Here is a 14,161-nt window from a genome sequence, read left to right as displayed (position 1 = left end):
TGCACCACCTCATCCTGAGGTGACCGCGTCAGCGGGCCTCGCAGGAGAGCTTCAGGGATCAGAGCGGCGTCCGGAGGTCTCCGTCGAGGCCTCCGCATGGCTCCGGCACCCGAGGACGAGGTGCCGGGTGGGATAGGCCGCGCTGCCGAGGCGTCGCGCGTTGAGGGAGTCCGGCATGAGCGCAGCGGTACTGGGTGTCATGGGTGGGTCCGGCGTCTACGACCTGCCGGGTCTCGAGGACGTCCGCGAGGAGCGCGTGGCGTCGCCCTGGGGCGAGCCCTCGGACGCCCTGCGGATCGGGCACATCGGCGACACCAAGGTCGTGTTCCTGGCGCGCCACGGGCGGGGGCACCGGCTCTCGCCGTCGGGCATCAACTACCGCGCCAATATCGACGCCCTGAAACGGGCCGGGGTCACTGACCTCGTCGCCCTCTCGGCCTGCGGCTCCTTCCGCGAGGACCTGCCCCCGGGCCTCTTCGTGCTCGTCGACCAGTTCGTCGACCGCACCCACGGCCGAGCCTCGTCGTTCTTCGGCGACGGCTGCGTCGCCCACGTCTCCCTCGCGCACCCGGTGGGCCCCGGCCTGCAGGCGCGGATCGCCCAGGCCGCGAAGGCTGAGCACATCGCGGTCCATCGCGGCGGCACCTACGTCTGCATGGAGGGGCCGCAATTCTCGTCGCTGGCCGAATCCCGCGCCTACAAGGCCCAGGGCTTCGACGTGATCGGCATGACCAACATGCCCGAGGCCAAGCTCGCCCGCGAGGCGGAGATCACCTACGCGACCATCGCGATGGTGACCGACTACGATTGCTGGCACCCGGGCCACGACGCCGTCGACGTCGCCGCGGTGATCGCCGTCGCCCGGGCCAACGCCGACAAGGCGGCGCGGCTCGTCGCCCGTCTCGCCCGCGATTTCCCGACCGAGCGGGAGCCGTGCCCGGCGGGTTCGCACCGGGCCCTGGACGGCGCGATCATGACGGCGCCCGCCGTCCGGGATCCGGCGCTGCTCGCCAAGCTCGACGCCGTGGCGGGGCGGGTTCTCAACGGCTAGCCGGCCGGCCTTTCCATTCGGCGACGAGTCCCTCTAGAAGGCGCGGGCGGCCCGGGCCGCCCCCGACGCGAAGTCCAGACCGAAATGCGCAGCGCCTCCATCAGCCGGAAGACCGCGGAGACCGATATCGCGGTCACCGTCAATCTCGACGGGACCGGGCGGTCGAAGATCGCCACCGGCATCGGCTTCCTCGACCACATGCTGGATCTGCTGGCGCGGCACGCCCTGTTCGACCTGGATGTGAAGGTCGACGGCGACCTGCACATCGACCAGCACCACTCGGCCGAGGATTGCGGCATCGCCCTGGGGCAGGCCTTCGCCAAGGCGCTCGGCGACAAGCGCGGGGTCACGCGCTACGCCGACATCCACCTGCCGATGGACGAGGCGCTGACCCGGGTCTGCGTCGACATCTCCGGCCGGCCCTTCCTGGTGTTCCGCACGACGTTCCGCGTTGAGAAGATCGGACAGTTCGACACCGAGCTGGTGCGCGAGTGGTTCCAGGCCTTCGCGATGAATGCCGGCCTGACGCTCCACGTGGAGACCCTCTACGGCGACAACGCCCACCACATCGCGGAGAGCTGCTACAAGGGGCTGGCCCGCGCCTTGCGGAAGGCCGTGGCGATCGATCCGCGGGAGGAGGGGCGCGTTCCCTCAACCAAGGGCTCTCTGTAGACCCGTTGTCGTCGGGCGCCCGGATCGGCCACACGGCCGTCGCGGCGCGCGCTGTCGGAGTTTCGCAATGCGGATGCGCAGCTACACGCTCCACCTGCCGGCCGATGCGCGGCCCGGCGAGACGGTCGGGCTCGACCGGGCTCTCCTGGTACGTGACGGCTTCTCATGGCCGGCCTTCGCCTTCACGGTGCTGTGGTTCCTGTTCCACCGCCTCTGGCTCGCCGCCCTGCTCGTCCTCGTCGGCCTCGTGGCGCTGGCCGCTGCCGGCATTGCCCTCGGGCTCCCGGCCGGTGCCGGCCTGATCGTCACCCTGCTGGCAGCCTGGCTGATCGGCCTCGAGGCCTCCAGCCTGCGCCGCTGGACCCTGGCGCGGCGCGGCTGGCCGGCGCGCGACGCGGTGGTCGCCGCGACGCCCGAGGAGGCCGAGGCCCGGGCGCTGAACCGCTGGATCGAGGCGATCCCGGGCGCCCCCCGGGCCCCGTTCCCGAGCGGCCCCAGCCGGCGGGCCGAGCCGGTGATCGGGCTGTTCCCCGCCCAGGAAGGCGCCCGGTGAGTTCCCGGGCGAGACGCGCATGACCACCGAGACCGTCGCGATCATCGATTACGGGTCGGGCAACCTCCACTCCGCCGCCAAGGCCTTCGAGCGCGCCGCCCGCGAGAGCGGGCGCGACGCGCGGATCTGCCTGACCTCGGACCCGGAGGTGGTGGCCGCGGCCGACCGCGTCGTGCTGCCCGGCGTCGGCGCCTTCGCGGATTGCCGCCGCGGGCTCGATGCCGTCCCCGGCATGGTCGAGGCGATGACGCGGGTCGCCCACGGGGCGGGCCGTCCGTTCCTCGGCATCTGCGTGGGGATGCAGCTCCTGGCGAGCCGCGGGCTCGAGTACACGACAACGCCGGGGCTCGGCTGGATCCCCGGCGACGTCGGTCCGATCCGGCCGTCGGATCCGGCCCTCAAGGTTCCCCACATGGGCTGGAACACCCTGCGGACCGAGCGCGACCACCCGCTGCTCGCCGGCATTCCCACCGGCGAGGACGGGCTGCACGCCTACTTCGTGCACAGCTACGCGCTGCAGGCGGAGCGCCCGGACGACGTCGTCGCGCGCGCCGAGTACGGCGGTCCGGTCACCGCCCTCGTCGCCCGCGGCAACGTCGCCGGCACGCAGTTCCACCCCGAGAAGAGCCAGCGGCTGGGCCTCGCGCTCATCGCCAACTTCCTGAACTGGCGCCCGTGAGCGCCGTTCGGCCCAGGCAAGAAGGACGGAAGCGCCCGTGATCCTGTACCCGGCGATCGACCTGAAAGAGGGGCGTTGCGTTCGCCTCATCCAGGGGGACATGGCGCAGGCCAAGGTCTTCGGCGACGATCCGGCCGCGCAGGCCGCGATCTTCGAGGCGCAGGGCTTCTCCTGGCTCCACGTCGTCGATCTCGACGGCGCCTTCGCGGGCGCCCCGCGGAACGCCGAGGCCGTCGACGCGATCCTCGCGCGGGTGACGATCCCGGTCCAGCTCGGCGGCGGGATCCGCGAGATGAAGACCCTGGAGGGGTGGCTGAGCAAGGGCGTTGCCCGCGCGATCATCGGCACCGCGGCGGTGCGCGATCCCGGCTTCGTCCGGGAGGCGGCCCGCAAGTATCCCGGGAAGATCGCGGTCGGGATCGACGCCAAGGACGGCCGCGTCGCCGTTGAGGGCTGGGCCCAGACCTCCAGCATGACCGCGGAGGAGCTGGGGCGCCGGTTCGAGGACGCGGGCGTCGCGGCGATCATCTATACCGACATCGCCCGCGACGGGATCCTGAAGGGCCTCAACGTCGAGATGACCCTGGCGCTCGCCCAGGCCGTGCGCATCCCGGTCATCGCCTCGGGCGGCCTCGCGTCGATCGACGACGTCCACCGGCTGCTGCAGCCCGACTGCGCCCTGATCGCCGGCGCGATCACCGGCCGGGCGCTCTACGACGGCCGCATCGATCCGGAGGCGGCCCTGGCGGCGATCGCTGCGGCGCGCGGCCCGACGGCGTGATATCCAGAGGCTCGCGACATGAGACGCCGCCCGTGCTGAAGACCCGCATCATCCCCTGCCTCGACGTGAAGGACGGGCGCGTCGTGAAGGGCGTGCGCTTCGAGGGCCTGCGCGACGCCGGCGATCCCGTCGAGGCCGCCAAGGTCTACGACGCGGCCGGCGCGGACGAGCTGTGCTTCCTCGACATCACCGCGAGCCGCGAGGCCCGCGGCACCCTGCTCGACATCGTCAGCCGGACCGCCGAGGCCTGCTTCATGCCGCTGACCGTCGGCGGCGGCGTGCGCACCGTCGAGGACGTGCGCGCGCTGCTGCTCGCCGGTGCCGACAAGGTCGCGATCAACACCGCCGCGGTGAAGGATCCCGACCTCGTGGCCCGGGCCGCCGAGAAGTTCGGCGCGCAGTGCATCGTGGTGGCGATCGACGCCAAGCGCGTCTCGTCCCCCGGCGCGCCGGCCGCCTGGGAGATCTTCACCCATGGCGGCCGCGACCCGACCGGGATCGACGCCGTGGCCTTCGCGCGGCTGGTGGCCGAAAAGGGCGCCGGCGAACTGCTCGTCACCTCCATGGACAAGGACGGGACGCGCTCCGGCTACGATCTCGCCCTGACGCGGGCGATCAGCGATGCCGTCACCGTGCCGGTGATCGCCTCGGGCGGCGTCGGCGGCCTCGACGACCTCGTGGCCGGCGTGGCCGAGGGCGGCGCCAGCGCCGTCCTGGCGGCCTCCATCTTCCATTTCGGGCAGGCGAGCGTCGCCGAGGCGAAGGCGCACATGGCGGCGGCCGGCCTCGCCATGCGCCTCGACGGCCCGGCCTCTTCCGCGAGGGCGCCCCTGTGAGCAGCTACCTTCTGGCGAACGCCGACCTCCTCGATCCCGCGACCGGCCGCCAGACCTCCGGCGCGGTGCTGGTGCGGGACGGCCGCATCGCCGACATCGCCGCCGGCGCGGCGCCGGGCGCCCCGGCCGACGCGAAGCGCGTCGACTGCGCCGGCCGCGTGCTGACCCCCGGGCTGATCGACATGCGCGCCTTCGTGGGCGAGCCGGGGGCGGAGCACCGCGAGACCCTGGCCTCGGCGAGCGCCGCGGCGGCCGCGGGCGGCGTCACGACGCTCGTCTGCATGCCCGACACCAATCCGGTGATCGACGAGCCGGCCATCGTCGACTTCGTGCTCCGCCGCGCCCGCGACACGGCGAGCGTCAACGTCCTGCCGGCCGCCGCCATCACCAAGGGCTTGGCCGGCCGGGAGATGACCGAGTTCGGCCTGCTCAAGGAGGCCGGCGCGGTCGCGTTCACCGACGGGCTCAGGGCCGTGGCGAACGCCCAGGTTCTGCGCCGCGCCCTGACCTACGCCCGGGATTTCGACGCGCTGATCGTGCAGCACGTGGAGGAATCCGCCCTCGTCGCCGAGGGCGTCATGAACGAGGGCGAGCTCGCCTCGCGCCTCGGGCTCATGGGCATCCCCCGCGAGGCCGAGACCGTGATGCTGGAGCGCGACATCCGCCTCGTGCGGCTGACCGGCGCCCGCTACCACGCGGCGATGATCTCCTGCGCCGATTCGGTGGAGATCGTCCGCCGCGCCAAGCAGGACGGCCTGCCGGTGACCTGCGGCGTCTCGGTGAACAACCTCGTCCTCAATGAGAACGACATCGGCCATTACCGCACCTTCTGCCGGCTCTCGCCGCCCCTGCGCCACGAGACCGACCGTCAGGCTGTGGTGCGCGCCCTCGACGAGGGCGTGATCGACGTGATCGTGTCCGACCACAACCCGCAGGACGTGGAGACCAAGCGCCTGCCCTTCGCCGAGGCGGCGGACGGGGCGCTGGGCATCGAGACGCTGTTCGGCGCCGCCATGCGCCTCGTCCACACCGGCGACCTCGCGCTGCCCAAGCTCGTCGCCGCGCTCACCGTGAATCCGGCGCGCATCCTCGGCCGCGAGGCCGGCCGGCTGGCGGTCGGCGCCCCCGCCGACCTCGTGCTGATCGATCCCGATCTCCCCTACGTCCTCGACAAGCGCCGGCTGAAGTCGCGCTCCAAGAACTCCCCCTTCGACGAGGCGCGCCTCCAGGGCGCGGCGGTGCTGACGCTGGTCGGTGGCCGGATCGTCCACGCGGCCGACGACCTCGCGGCCGCCGCATGATGTTCCCCGATCTCGCGACCCCGGCCGCCCTCGGCGGCCTCGCCCTCGGCTACGCCCTGGGCTCGATCCCGTTCGGGCTGATCCTCACGAAGTTCGCCGGCCTCGGCGACGTGCGGGCGATCGGCTCCGGCAATATCGGCGCCACCAACGTGCTCCGCACCGGCCGCAAGGGCCTCGCCGCGGCGACGCTCCTGGGCGACGCCCTCAAGGGCACGGCGGCCGTCCTCATCGCCCGGCAGTTGGGCGAGGGCCCGGCGCTCGCGGCCGGGCTCGGCGCCTTCCTCGGCCACCTCTTCCCGGTCTGGCTGGGCTTCAAGGGCGGCAAGGGCGTCGCGACCTTCATCGGGGTGCTCCTCGCCTTCAGCCCGCCCGCCCTCGCAGCGTTCGCGGCGATCTGGCTCGGTCTCGCCTTCGCGCTCAAGTACTCGTCGCTGGCGGCGCTCGCCGCCTCGGCGGCCACACCCCTCGTCCTCTGGGCGCTGGGTGCCCCGACGCAGGCGTTGCTGTTCCTGCTCCTCGGCCTGCTGCTATGGTGGAAGCACGCGCCCAACATCCGCCGACTCGCGTCCGGCACCGAGGGGCGCATCGGCCAGAAGGGCTGAGTGCCGGCGCGCCGCGCCGACCTTCGGGCAGGTGTGGGGGTGGATGCAGCTCACCGAGGCCCAGCGGCTCGACTGGCTGCGGCTGATCCGGACCGAGGGTGTCGGCCCCCGCACCTTCCGGAGGCTCGTGAACCGTTTCGGCGGCGCGGCCGCCGCCATCGACGCCCTGCCGGAGCTCTCCGGCCGCCAGGGGCGGCGGATCGTGCCACCAACCCGCGCTGAGGCCGAGGCCGAGCTGGCGGCCCTGACTTGCCTCGGCGGCCGGCTGATCGCCACCGGCGAGGCGGAATACCCGCGGCTCCTAACACAGGTCGACGCGGCGCCTCCGCTTCTGGCCTTGCGCGGCGCACCGATCCTCAACCGGCCGGCCGCCGCCCTCGTCGGCTCGCGGAACGCATCGTCGGCGGGGCTCGCCTTCACGGAGCGGCTCGCCCGCGGGCTCGGCGAGGCAGGCCTCACGGTGGTCTCGGGCCTCGCCCGCGGGATCGACGCGCGCGCCCACAGGGCGAGCCTCCGGACCGGCACGATCGCCGTCATGGCCGGCGGCCAGGACCGGATCTACCCGGCGAGCCACGCGACCCTGGTCGAGGCCATCCTGGCGGAGGGCGGCGCGGTCCTCGCGGAGATGCCCATGGGCTGGGAGCCCCGGGGGCGGGACTTCCCGAGGCGCAACCGGATCATCTCCGGGCTGTCCTACGGGACGGTGGTGGTGGAGGCCGCCCGCCGCTCCGGCTCGCTGATCACGGCGCGCTACGCCCTGGAGCAGAACCGGGAGGTCTTCGCGGTTCCCGGCTCGCCGCTCGACCCGCGCGCCGAGGGCACCAACGACCTGATCCGCCAGGGCGCCACCCTGGTCTCCGAGGTGGACCACGTGCTGGAGGTGCTGGGACCGATCATCGAGCGCGGCCCGGACGCCGAGGCGGCCCCGGCGCGCGGGCGGCCGGACCTGGCCGAGCAGCCGGATTTCTGGGACGAGATCGCGCTCGACGCGGCTCTCGACCCGGGACCGGAGCGAGCCGACGGCGCGTCCGCCGACAATCCCGCGCGCGACGAGCCGCCCGAGGCCGAGGACGACCGGGCGCGGATCGTGGCCCTGCTCGGCCCGAGCCCGGTCGGCACCGATGAGCTGGCGCGGAGCGCCGGGGTCGGTGCCCGGACCGTGCAGAGCGTGCTGCTGGAACTGGAGCTCGACGGACGGATCGAGCGCCACGGCAGCGGCACCGTCTCGCTGGTCAGCCGCTGAGGGAGTCCTCTTCGGGATCGTCGTCCGCATCGGCGTCCGCGAGGTTGCGCATGACGTCGAGGCAGCCCTGGAGGATGTAGGCGGCGGCGAGCTTGTCCACGAGTTCGCCGCGCCGCGCCCGCGAGGCGTCGGCCTCGATCAGCGCGCGGGTGACCACGGCGGTCGAGAGGCGTTCGTCGAAGAAGACGTGGGGCAGGGGGAGGATCGGCGCGAGGTTGCGCATGAAGGCGCGGGTCGACTGCACCCGCGGCCCTTCGCTCCCGTCCATGTTGAGCGGCAGCCCGACGACGAGGCCGCCGACCGCGTGCTGCCGGCACAGGGCGGCGAGCCGCTGCGCGTCGGGGGTGAACTTCACCCGGCGGATCGTCTCCAGCGGCGTCGCGATCTGGCGGCCGAGATCCGACAGGGCGAGGCCGATCGTCTTGGTGCCGAGATCGATGCCGATCAGGCGGGCGCCGCCGCGAGACTCGGCCGCGAAGGCGCGGATCGCGTCGAAATTCATGGTTCCGCCCGCGCGACGCGCGCCAGAATGGCCTCGGTGACGCCCTCGAACCGGGCGGGGAGGGGCTCCGAGCCCGGTCCCAGGACCAGGGCCGCGGACGGCGCCGTGACCCGGGTGAAGAAGTCGTCGAGGCTATCGCCGCCGAACCGCACCGTCTCCAGGTCAGGCGCCAGCAGCCAGACGTCGTACTCGCCGTCGGTCCCGGTGACGTCCCAGAACAGGAAGCTGCCGTCCTCGCCCGCGCCGAAGAAGCAGGCGCGCTCGACGACGCCGGCGTCGCCGCCCTCGACGTCGAAGCGGTGCGGCTCCGCCCCGTCCTCCAGCATGGCGACCGCGGCGCCGACGCTGTGGGCGATGAGGGCCGCCTGGCTCACCAGATCGCAGGCCTCGGACGGTGCCGGCACGGCGACGCGAAACTGCCCGCCCGCGAGGCCGACGCCGCAGGTCCGGCAAAAGTCGCGGTAGGAGGCCGGAAGGGCGAAGCCCAGCGCCTCCGCTGCACGGTCGAGGGCCGCCTCGTCCGGCACGAAGCCCGGCGCGAGCTCCTCGAAGACCGTCTCCCACATCGCTACCGCTCCACCGTCCACAGACTTCGGTTCCTCCGCAGATCGCCCCCGGTGCGCGCGGAGCCGTTCGCGTCTAGGTAGGTTAATGTTCCGTTAAACCACGCTGCAGGGGTCCGCCTTGTCGACGAACGGCCAGCTCTCCTCTTCCGCTCCGTCCGGCCGCCGGCGGGCGATGCCGCGCAAGCACCGCTGGATGCTGCTCCTCGCCTTCGAGGTGCTGGTCGCGGGCTTCACCCAAGCCATGATCCAGCCGGTCCGGCAACCGGGAATCACGATCGAGATGTCGGTGACGCCCCACCACGTCGTGACCTGATCCGCCCGTCGCCCGCCCGCGCCGAGCGCGCGGTCAGCCGGGTCCAGCGCGGCCGGCCGCCCTGCGGGCGGCGCGGCATAGCCCACCCGCGTTGCGGCGCGTCGAGCGCCGATGCTATAGCGCGACCGACTTCGGGAGAGCGCTCCCGGGCAGGGACGAACGGGACGGCATGTCGGTCGACGAGAAGACGGTTCGGCGCATCGCGCATCTGGCGCGGATCGCGGTCACCGACGACGAAGTCGGGCCCCTGCAGGGCGAGCTGAACGCCATCCTGTCCTTCGTCGAGCAGCTCGGCACGGTCGACGTCGCGGGCGTCGAGCCGATGACCTCGGTGACGCCGATGGCGATGAAGAAGCGCGAGGACGTCGTCACGGAGGGCGGCCGCGCCGCCGACGTCGTCGCCAACGCACCCGAGACCGAGGACAATTACTTCCTGGTCCCGAAGGTGGTCGAGTAGGCCGAGGACGGCCCAAACCTTGCGGACCGGATTTCTGGCGGGCAGGCGCGCGGCGGCGCGCGCGGGGACGTGAACAGCGTGGATCCGAACGAACTTACCCTGGCCGAAGCGCGCGACGCCCTGAAGGCGAAGCGGATCTCGGCCCGCGAGCTGACCCAGGCCCATCTGGACGCCATGGCCAAGGCCCGCGTCCTGAACGCGTATATCCGGGAGACCCCGGACCGCGCCCTGGCGATGGCCGAGGCCTCGGACCAGAAGATCGCGTCCGGCGAGGCGCGGCCGCTCGAGGGCATTCCCCTCGGCATCAAGGACCTGTTCTGCACGCACGGCGTGACGACTACGGCGGGCTCCAAGATCCTCGAGACCTTCGAGCCGCACTACGAATCGGCCGTGTCGGCCAATCTGTGGCGCGACGGCGCCGTGATGCTCGGCAAGCTGAACCTCGACGAGTTCGCCATGGGCTCGTCGAACGAGACCAGCGCCTACGGCAACGTGGTCTCGCCCTGGCGGCGCGCCGGATCGGACGCGCCGATCGTGCCCGGCGGCTCGTCGGGCGGCTCCGCCGCGGCGGTCGCCGCGCGCCTCTGCCTCGGCGCCACCGCGACCGATACCGGCGGCTCCATCCGGCAGCCCGCCGCCTTCACCGGCACAGTCGGGATCAAGCCGACCTACGGGCGCTGCTCGCGCTGGGGGACGGTGGCCTTCGCCTCCTCCCTCGACCAGGCTGGCCCGATCGCCCGGACGGTGCGCGATTGCGCCATCCTGCTCGGCTCCATGGCGGGCGCCGACGCCCGGGACACGACCTGCGCCGACCTCGCGGTGCCCGATTTCGAGGCCGCCGTGTCGCGCGGCGTGAAGGGCCTGACCATCGGCATCCCGAAGGAGTACCGGGTCGACGGGATGCCCGCGGAGATCCAGAAGCTCTGGGACGAGGGCGCGGCGTGGCTCAAGGCCGCCGGCGCGACGATCCGGGAGATCTCGCTGCCGCACACCGCCTACGCGCTGCCGGCCTACTACATCGTGGCCCCGGCCGAGGCCTCCTCGAACCTCGCCCGCTACGACGGCGTCCGCTACGGCCTGCGCGTGCCCGGCAAGGACATCGCCGGGATGTACGAGAACACCCGCGCCGCCGGCTTCGGCCGCGAGGTGAAGCGCCGGATCATGATCGGCACCTACGTGCTCTCGGCCGGATACTACGATGCCTACTACGTCCGCGCGCAGAAGATCCGCACGCTGATCAAGCGCGACTTCGAGGCCGCCTACGCGGCCGGGGTCGACGCGATCCTGACGCCGGCGACGCCGTCGGCCGCCTTCGGCATCGGCGAGAAGGCCTCGGCCGACCCGGTGGAGATGTACCTCAACGACGTGTTCACCGTGACGGTGAACATGGCCGGGCTACCGGGCATCGCGGTGCCGGCGGGGCTCGACGGCCAGGGCCTCCCGCTGGGCCTCCAGCTCATCGGCCGGCCCTTCGACGAGGAGACGCTGTTCGCGGTCGCCCAGGTGATCGAGGACGCGGCCGGTCGCACCGTCCTGCCCGAGCCGTGGTGGTCATGACCGTCCCGTACTATCCCTGGACGGTCTGGATCTGGGCCGCGTTCGATCCGGCGCTGATCGTGGTGGCGGTCTATCTCGGCTGGACCGCCAGCCAGTTCGGCAAGGTCTTCATCGCGGCGATCGCGGCGCTGGGCTTCTCGGTGTTGTTCTCCTACGCGGTCAGCGCGGCCGGCATCCCGTGGCCGGCGCCGATTACCCGCGACGGCCCGACCTTCTTCCCGGTCCGCGCCGTCGCGGCCCTGCTCTGGGCCGTCGTGGGTTACGGCGCCCGGCAGGCGGTCGGACGCCGCGCTTGACCCTGCGGGCAGGGGCCTCCTAGAAAATCACTCGCTCGACGCATGCGGCGCCTCCGCCGTCTCTGTGAGCGCAGCGAAGCGATCCGGCGGTGCAACGCCTGGAAGCCTCGCGCTTCCCTGGATCGCTTCGCTGCGCTCGCGAAGACGGCGACGCCTCGAACGCCAGCCGCCTTTCGGACCGACCATGAACGCACCCGTCGACCCCAAGAAGCTGATCAAGGGAGGCCTCCACGACTGGGAGGTGATCGTCGGCATGGAGATCCACGCCCAGGTGTCCAGCCGAGCGAAGCTGTTCTCCGGCGCCTCGACGGAGTTCGGGGCCGAGCCGAACGACCACGTCTCGCTGGTCGACGCCGCGATGCCCGGGATGCTGCCGGTGATCAACGCCGAGTGCGTCGCCCAGGCGGTGCGCACCGGCCTCGGCCTGAAGGCCAAGATCAACCTACGCTCCGTGTTTGACCGGAAGAACTACTTCTATCCGGACCTGCCGCAGGGCTACCAGATCTCGCAGTACAAGGACCCGATCGTCGGCGAGGGCGAGGTCCTGGTGGATCTGGCCGACGGCGCCTCGATCACCGTGGGCATCGAGCGCCTGCACCTCGAGCAGGATGCGGGCAAGTCGCTGCACGACCAGGATCCGACCCGGAGCTTCGTCGACCTCAACCGGTCGGGCGTGGCGCTGATGGAGATCGTCTCCCGACCCGACCTGCGCTCGTCCGAGGAGGCGAAGGCCTACGTGACCAAGCTGCGCACGATCCTGCGCTACCTCGGCACCTGCGACGGCGACATGGAGAAGGGCTCGCTCCGCGCCGACGTGAACGTCTCGGTGCGCCGCCCCGGCGAGCCGCTCGGCACGCGCTGCGAGATCAAGAACGTCAACTCGATCCGCTTCATCGGGCAGGCGATCGAGACCGAGGCGCGGCGCCAGATCGCCATCCTCGAGGACGGTGGCAAGATCGACCAGGAGACGCGCCTGTTCGACCCGACCAAGGGCGAGACGCGCTCGATGCGCTCGAAGGAAGAGGCGCACGACTACCGCTACTTCCCCGATCCGGACCTGCTGCCGCTGGAATTCGACCAGGCCTACGTCGACGCCCTGGCCGAGGGGCTGCCGGAGCTGCCGGACGCCAAGAAGGCGCGGTTCGTCACGGCGTTCGGCCTCTCGCCCTACGATGCCGGCGTGCTGGTCGCCGAGCGCGCCTCTGCGGACTACTACGAGGCGGTGGCGAAGGGCCGGGACGGCAAGGCCGCGGCCAACTGGGTGATCAACGAGCTGTTCGGGCGCCTCAACAAGGAGGGTCTGTCCATCGACGCGACCCCGGTCTCGGCGGACCAGCTCGGCGCGATCATCGACCTGATCGGCGAGGGCGTCATCTCCGGCAAGATCGCCAAGGACCTGTTCGAGATCGTCTGGACCGAGGGCGGCGACCCGCGCGCCGTCGTCGAGAGCCGCGGCATGAAGCAGGTGACCGACACGGGCGCCATCGAGGCGGCGGTGGACCAGATCATCGCGGCGAATCCCGACAAGGTCGCCCAGGCCAAGGAGAAGCCGACCCTGCTCGGCTGGTTCGTCGGTCAGACCATGAAGGCCACCGGCGGCAAGGCGAACCCCGCGGCGGTGAACGCGCTGCTCAAGGCGAAGCTCGGGATCGAGTGAGCGTTCCGCGGCGAGCGGCCAGTCCGCGCCCGGCCTTAGGATGAGTGCCGGGATCGGCTGGCCGTCGCTTCGACGTCGCCGGCCAGTCCCATGCTCGCCAAAGCCACGACGAGATCCCGCCGCGGCGATACCGGGCAGGTGGGCCACGAACAGATCCTCGAAGAGAAACCGCGGCGGAACGGCTCGAAGTGGGGCCTTTCGCGCATTCGAAGGCGTGCCATGTGTGGCCGCTTCTGCGCCCCTGGAGCCGCGTCCGTCCGGCTGTTCGTGTTGCGCCGCTGGGTCTTGGGCCGAACCTGTCCCTGAACCGTCTAGGCGGCATTCCGCTGCGGTGGAGTCATCCCTGTCTCCTCCAGCTTCCGACGACCGACACCGCTGCGAAACCTGATCGCGTCAAGATTTCATGCCGGTCCGCGCCCGCTCTCGCTAAGCACAGATGGAGACTGCGCCCGTCCTCCAAGTCGGTCAATAGCTATTTTCTCGGCAAAAGGCTTTTTCGATCCGCTTGCCTCCGCCGCCGCACCGCAGCGCGTGCGAGCTCAATCACTTGGATCGATCCCGTGGCGCTGCGAAATATTGATTGGCCCGCAAGCTACTTGCCGGCGCCCATATTGTTCTCGACCAGAAAGCGGATGCCGCGGTCGAAGGACTCATCCGTGTCGCCGCGCAGGTCGACGCTGTAGGCCTTCTCGGGCGCGTCGCCGGTGAGGGACTTCACGTAGACGTTGAGGTTGAGGATCAGGTTCGAGACTTTCTGCACCTCGCCGGTGATCGCGATATCCGCGCCGAGCTTGCGGGCGAAGTCATCCGCGCAGCCATTGCAGCGGCGCAGGTCGGCACTTCTGGTGACCTCGTCCCGCACCGGCTCGGTCGAGACCACGACGAACAGGCCCTTCTTCTGGAGGAGGTCGCGCAGTTCGGCGCTGACCCGCTTCAGCCGCGCGGTGTCGGCGGCGTCACCCGGCACCGGCGATAGGTTCGAGAACTGGAAATCGAATACCGCGGCCCGCGGGGGCGCGGCCGCGGCCGGTCCCGCGGCCAGCAGGACGGTGGCGAGTGCGAGCAGTCGGTTCATCGTGATCTCCGGCGCGGATG

At 71.8% G+C, this 14,161-nt stretch carries 17 protein-coding genes; 14 read left to right on the top strand and 3 right to left on the bottom strand.

What is annotated here, in order from left to right:
* The first annotated feature begins 175 nt into the window (after positions 1–175).
* From LXM90_RS21310 to dprA, 9 genes are all read left to right on the top strand, one after another.
* Positions 176–1,051 carry an S-methyl-5'-thioadenosine phosphorylase gene (locus LXM90_RS21310; RefSeq protein ID WP_026604733.1) on the top strand — a complete coding sequence of 292 codons (876 nt, stop codon included), beginning with the start codon at positions 176–178 and terminating at the stop codon, positions 1,049–1,051.
* An 84-nt stretch (positions 1,052–1,135) separates the two neighbouring features.
* Positions 1,136–1,723: an imidazoleglycerol-phosphate dehydratase HisB gene (hisB, locus tag LXM90_RS21305; protein WP_020091778.1), complete on the top strand. Its 588-nt coding sequence runs from the start codon at positions 1,136–1,138 to the stop codon at positions 1,721–1,723.
* A 73-nt stretch (positions 1,724–1,796) separates the two neighbouring features.
* Entirely contained in the window at positions 1,797–2,276 is a 480-nt protein-coding gene (locus LXM90_RS21300) for a DUF2628 domain-containing protein (RefSeq protein ID WP_026604734.1), read from the top strand.
* A gap of 19 nt (positions 2,277–2,295) precedes the next feature.
* Entirely contained in the window at positions 2,296–2,955 is a 660-nt protein-coding gene (gene hisH, locus LXM90_RS21295) for an imidazole glycerol phosphate synthase subunit HisH (protein ID WP_020091780.1), read from the top strand.
* 37 nt (positions 2,956–2,992) lie between these two features.
* The gene (gene hisA, locus LXM90_RS21290) at positions 2,993–3,736 is read left to right on the top strand and encodes a 1-(5-phosphoribosyl)-5-[(5-phosphoribosylamino)methylideneamino]imidazole-4-carboxamide isomerase (RefSeq protein WP_020091781.1); all 744 of its coding nucleotides are present in this window, start codon (positions 2,993–2,995) and stop codon (positions 3,734–3,736) included.
* Positions 3,737–3,768: 32 nt separating this feature from the next.
* Complete coding sequence (gene hisF, locus LXM90_RS21285; protein WP_020091782.1) at positions 3,769–4,572, top strand: imidazole glycerol phosphate synthase subunit HisF; 804 nt, start codon at positions 3,769–3,771, stop codon at positions 4,570–4,572.
* A complete protein-coding gene (locus tag LXM90_RS21280; protein ID WP_020091783.1) occupies positions 4,569–5,873 on the top strand; it encodes a dihydroorotase in 1,305 nt (434 codons plus the stop codon). Before hisF ends, LXM90_RS21280 begins: the two co-directional genes overlap by 4 nt.
* The gene (gene plsY / locus LXM90_RS21275) at positions 5,873–6,475 is read left to right on the top strand and encodes a glycerol-3-phosphate 1-O-acyltransferase PlsY (protein WP_026604735.1); all 603 of its coding nucleotides are present in this window, start codon (positions 5,873–5,875) and stop codon (positions 6,473–6,475) included. Before LXM90_RS21280 ends, plsY begins: the two co-directional genes overlap by 1 nt.
* A gap of 43 nt (positions 6,476–6,518) precedes the next feature.
* Entirely contained in the window at positions 6,519–7,718 is a 1,200-nt protein-coding gene (gene dprA, locus LXM90_RS21270; protein ID WP_020091785.1) for a DNA-processing protein DprA, read from the top strand.
* On the opposite strand, the gene ruvX is transcribed toward dprA, so the two are convergent.
* Both ruvX and LXM90_RS21260 read right to left on the bottom strand, forming a co-directional pair.
* A complete protein-coding gene (ruvX, locus tag LXM90_RS21265) occupies positions 7,708–8,220 on the bottom strand; it encodes a Holliday junction resolvase RuvX (RefSeq protein ID WP_020091786.1) in 513 nt (170 codons plus the stop codon). The genes dprA and ruvX overlap by 11 nt on opposite strands.
* Positions 8,217–8,786, bottom strand: coding sequence for an SMI1/KNR4 family protein (locus LXM90_RS21260; RefSeq protein ID WP_020091787.1), 570 nt, complete (start codon positions 8,784–8,786; stop codon positions 8,217–8,219). The genes ruvX and LXM90_RS21260 overlap by 4 nt, the downstream gene beginning before the upstream one ends.
* Positions 8,787–8,958: 172 nt before the next feature.
* Between LXM90_RS21260 and LXM90_RS21255 the strand changes: the two genes are divergently transcribed.
* From LXM90_RS21255 to gatB, 5 genes are all read left to right on the top strand, one after another.
* Positions 8,959–9,099 (top strand): hypothetical protein, encoded by a 141-nt coding sequence (locus LXM90_RS21255; protein ID WP_012317484.1) that lies wholly within the window; start codon positions 8,959–8,961, stop codon positions 9,097–9,099.
* Between the two features lie 169 nt (positions 9,100–9,268).
* Entirely contained in the window at positions 9,269–9,556 is a 288-nt protein-coding gene (gatC, locus tag LXM90_RS21250) for an Asp-tRNA(Asn)/Glu-tRNA(Gln) amidotransferase subunit GatC (RefSeq protein WP_020091789.1), read from the top strand.
* Between the two features lie 78 nt (positions 9,557–9,634).
* Entirely contained in the window at positions 9,635–11,113 is a 1,479-nt protein-coding gene (gene gatA, locus LXM90_RS21245) for an Asp-tRNA(Asn)/Glu-tRNA(Gln) amidotransferase subunit GatA (RefSeq protein WP_020091790.1), read from the top strand.
* On the top strand, positions 11,110–11,409 hold the full coding sequence (locus LXM90_RS21240) for a hypothetical protein (RefSeq protein ID WP_020091791.1): 300 nt from the start codon (positions 11,110–11,112) through the stop codon (positions 11,407–11,409). The genes gatA and LXM90_RS21240 overlap by 4 nt, the downstream gene beginning before the upstream one ends.
* Positions 11,410–11,593: 184 nt before the next feature.
* Complete coding sequence (gene gatB, locus LXM90_RS21235; protein ID WP_020091792.1) at positions 11,594–13,066, top strand: Asp-tRNA(Asn)/Glu-tRNA(Gln) amidotransferase subunit GatB; 1,473 nt, start codon at positions 11,594–11,596, stop codon at positions 13,064–13,066.
* A 592-nt stretch (positions 13,067–13,658) separates the two neighbouring features.
* On the opposite strand, the gene LXM90_RS21230 is transcribed toward gatB, so the two are convergent.
* The gene (locus tag LXM90_RS21230; RefSeq protein WP_020091793.1) at positions 13,659–14,141 is read right to left on the bottom strand and encodes a DUF3280 domain-containing protein; all 483 of its coding nucleotides are present in this window, start codon (positions 14,139–14,141) and stop codon (positions 13,659–13,661) included.
* Positions 14,142–14,161 lie beyond the last annotated feature (20 nt).

The sequence above is a fragment of the Methylobacterium oryzae genome, assembly GCF_021398735.1.
Lineage (GTDB): Bacteria > Pseudomonadota > Alphaproteobacteria > Rhizobiales > Beijerinckiaceae > Methylobacterium.
This window is presented reverse-complemented; position numbering and strand designations above follow the sequence as displayed.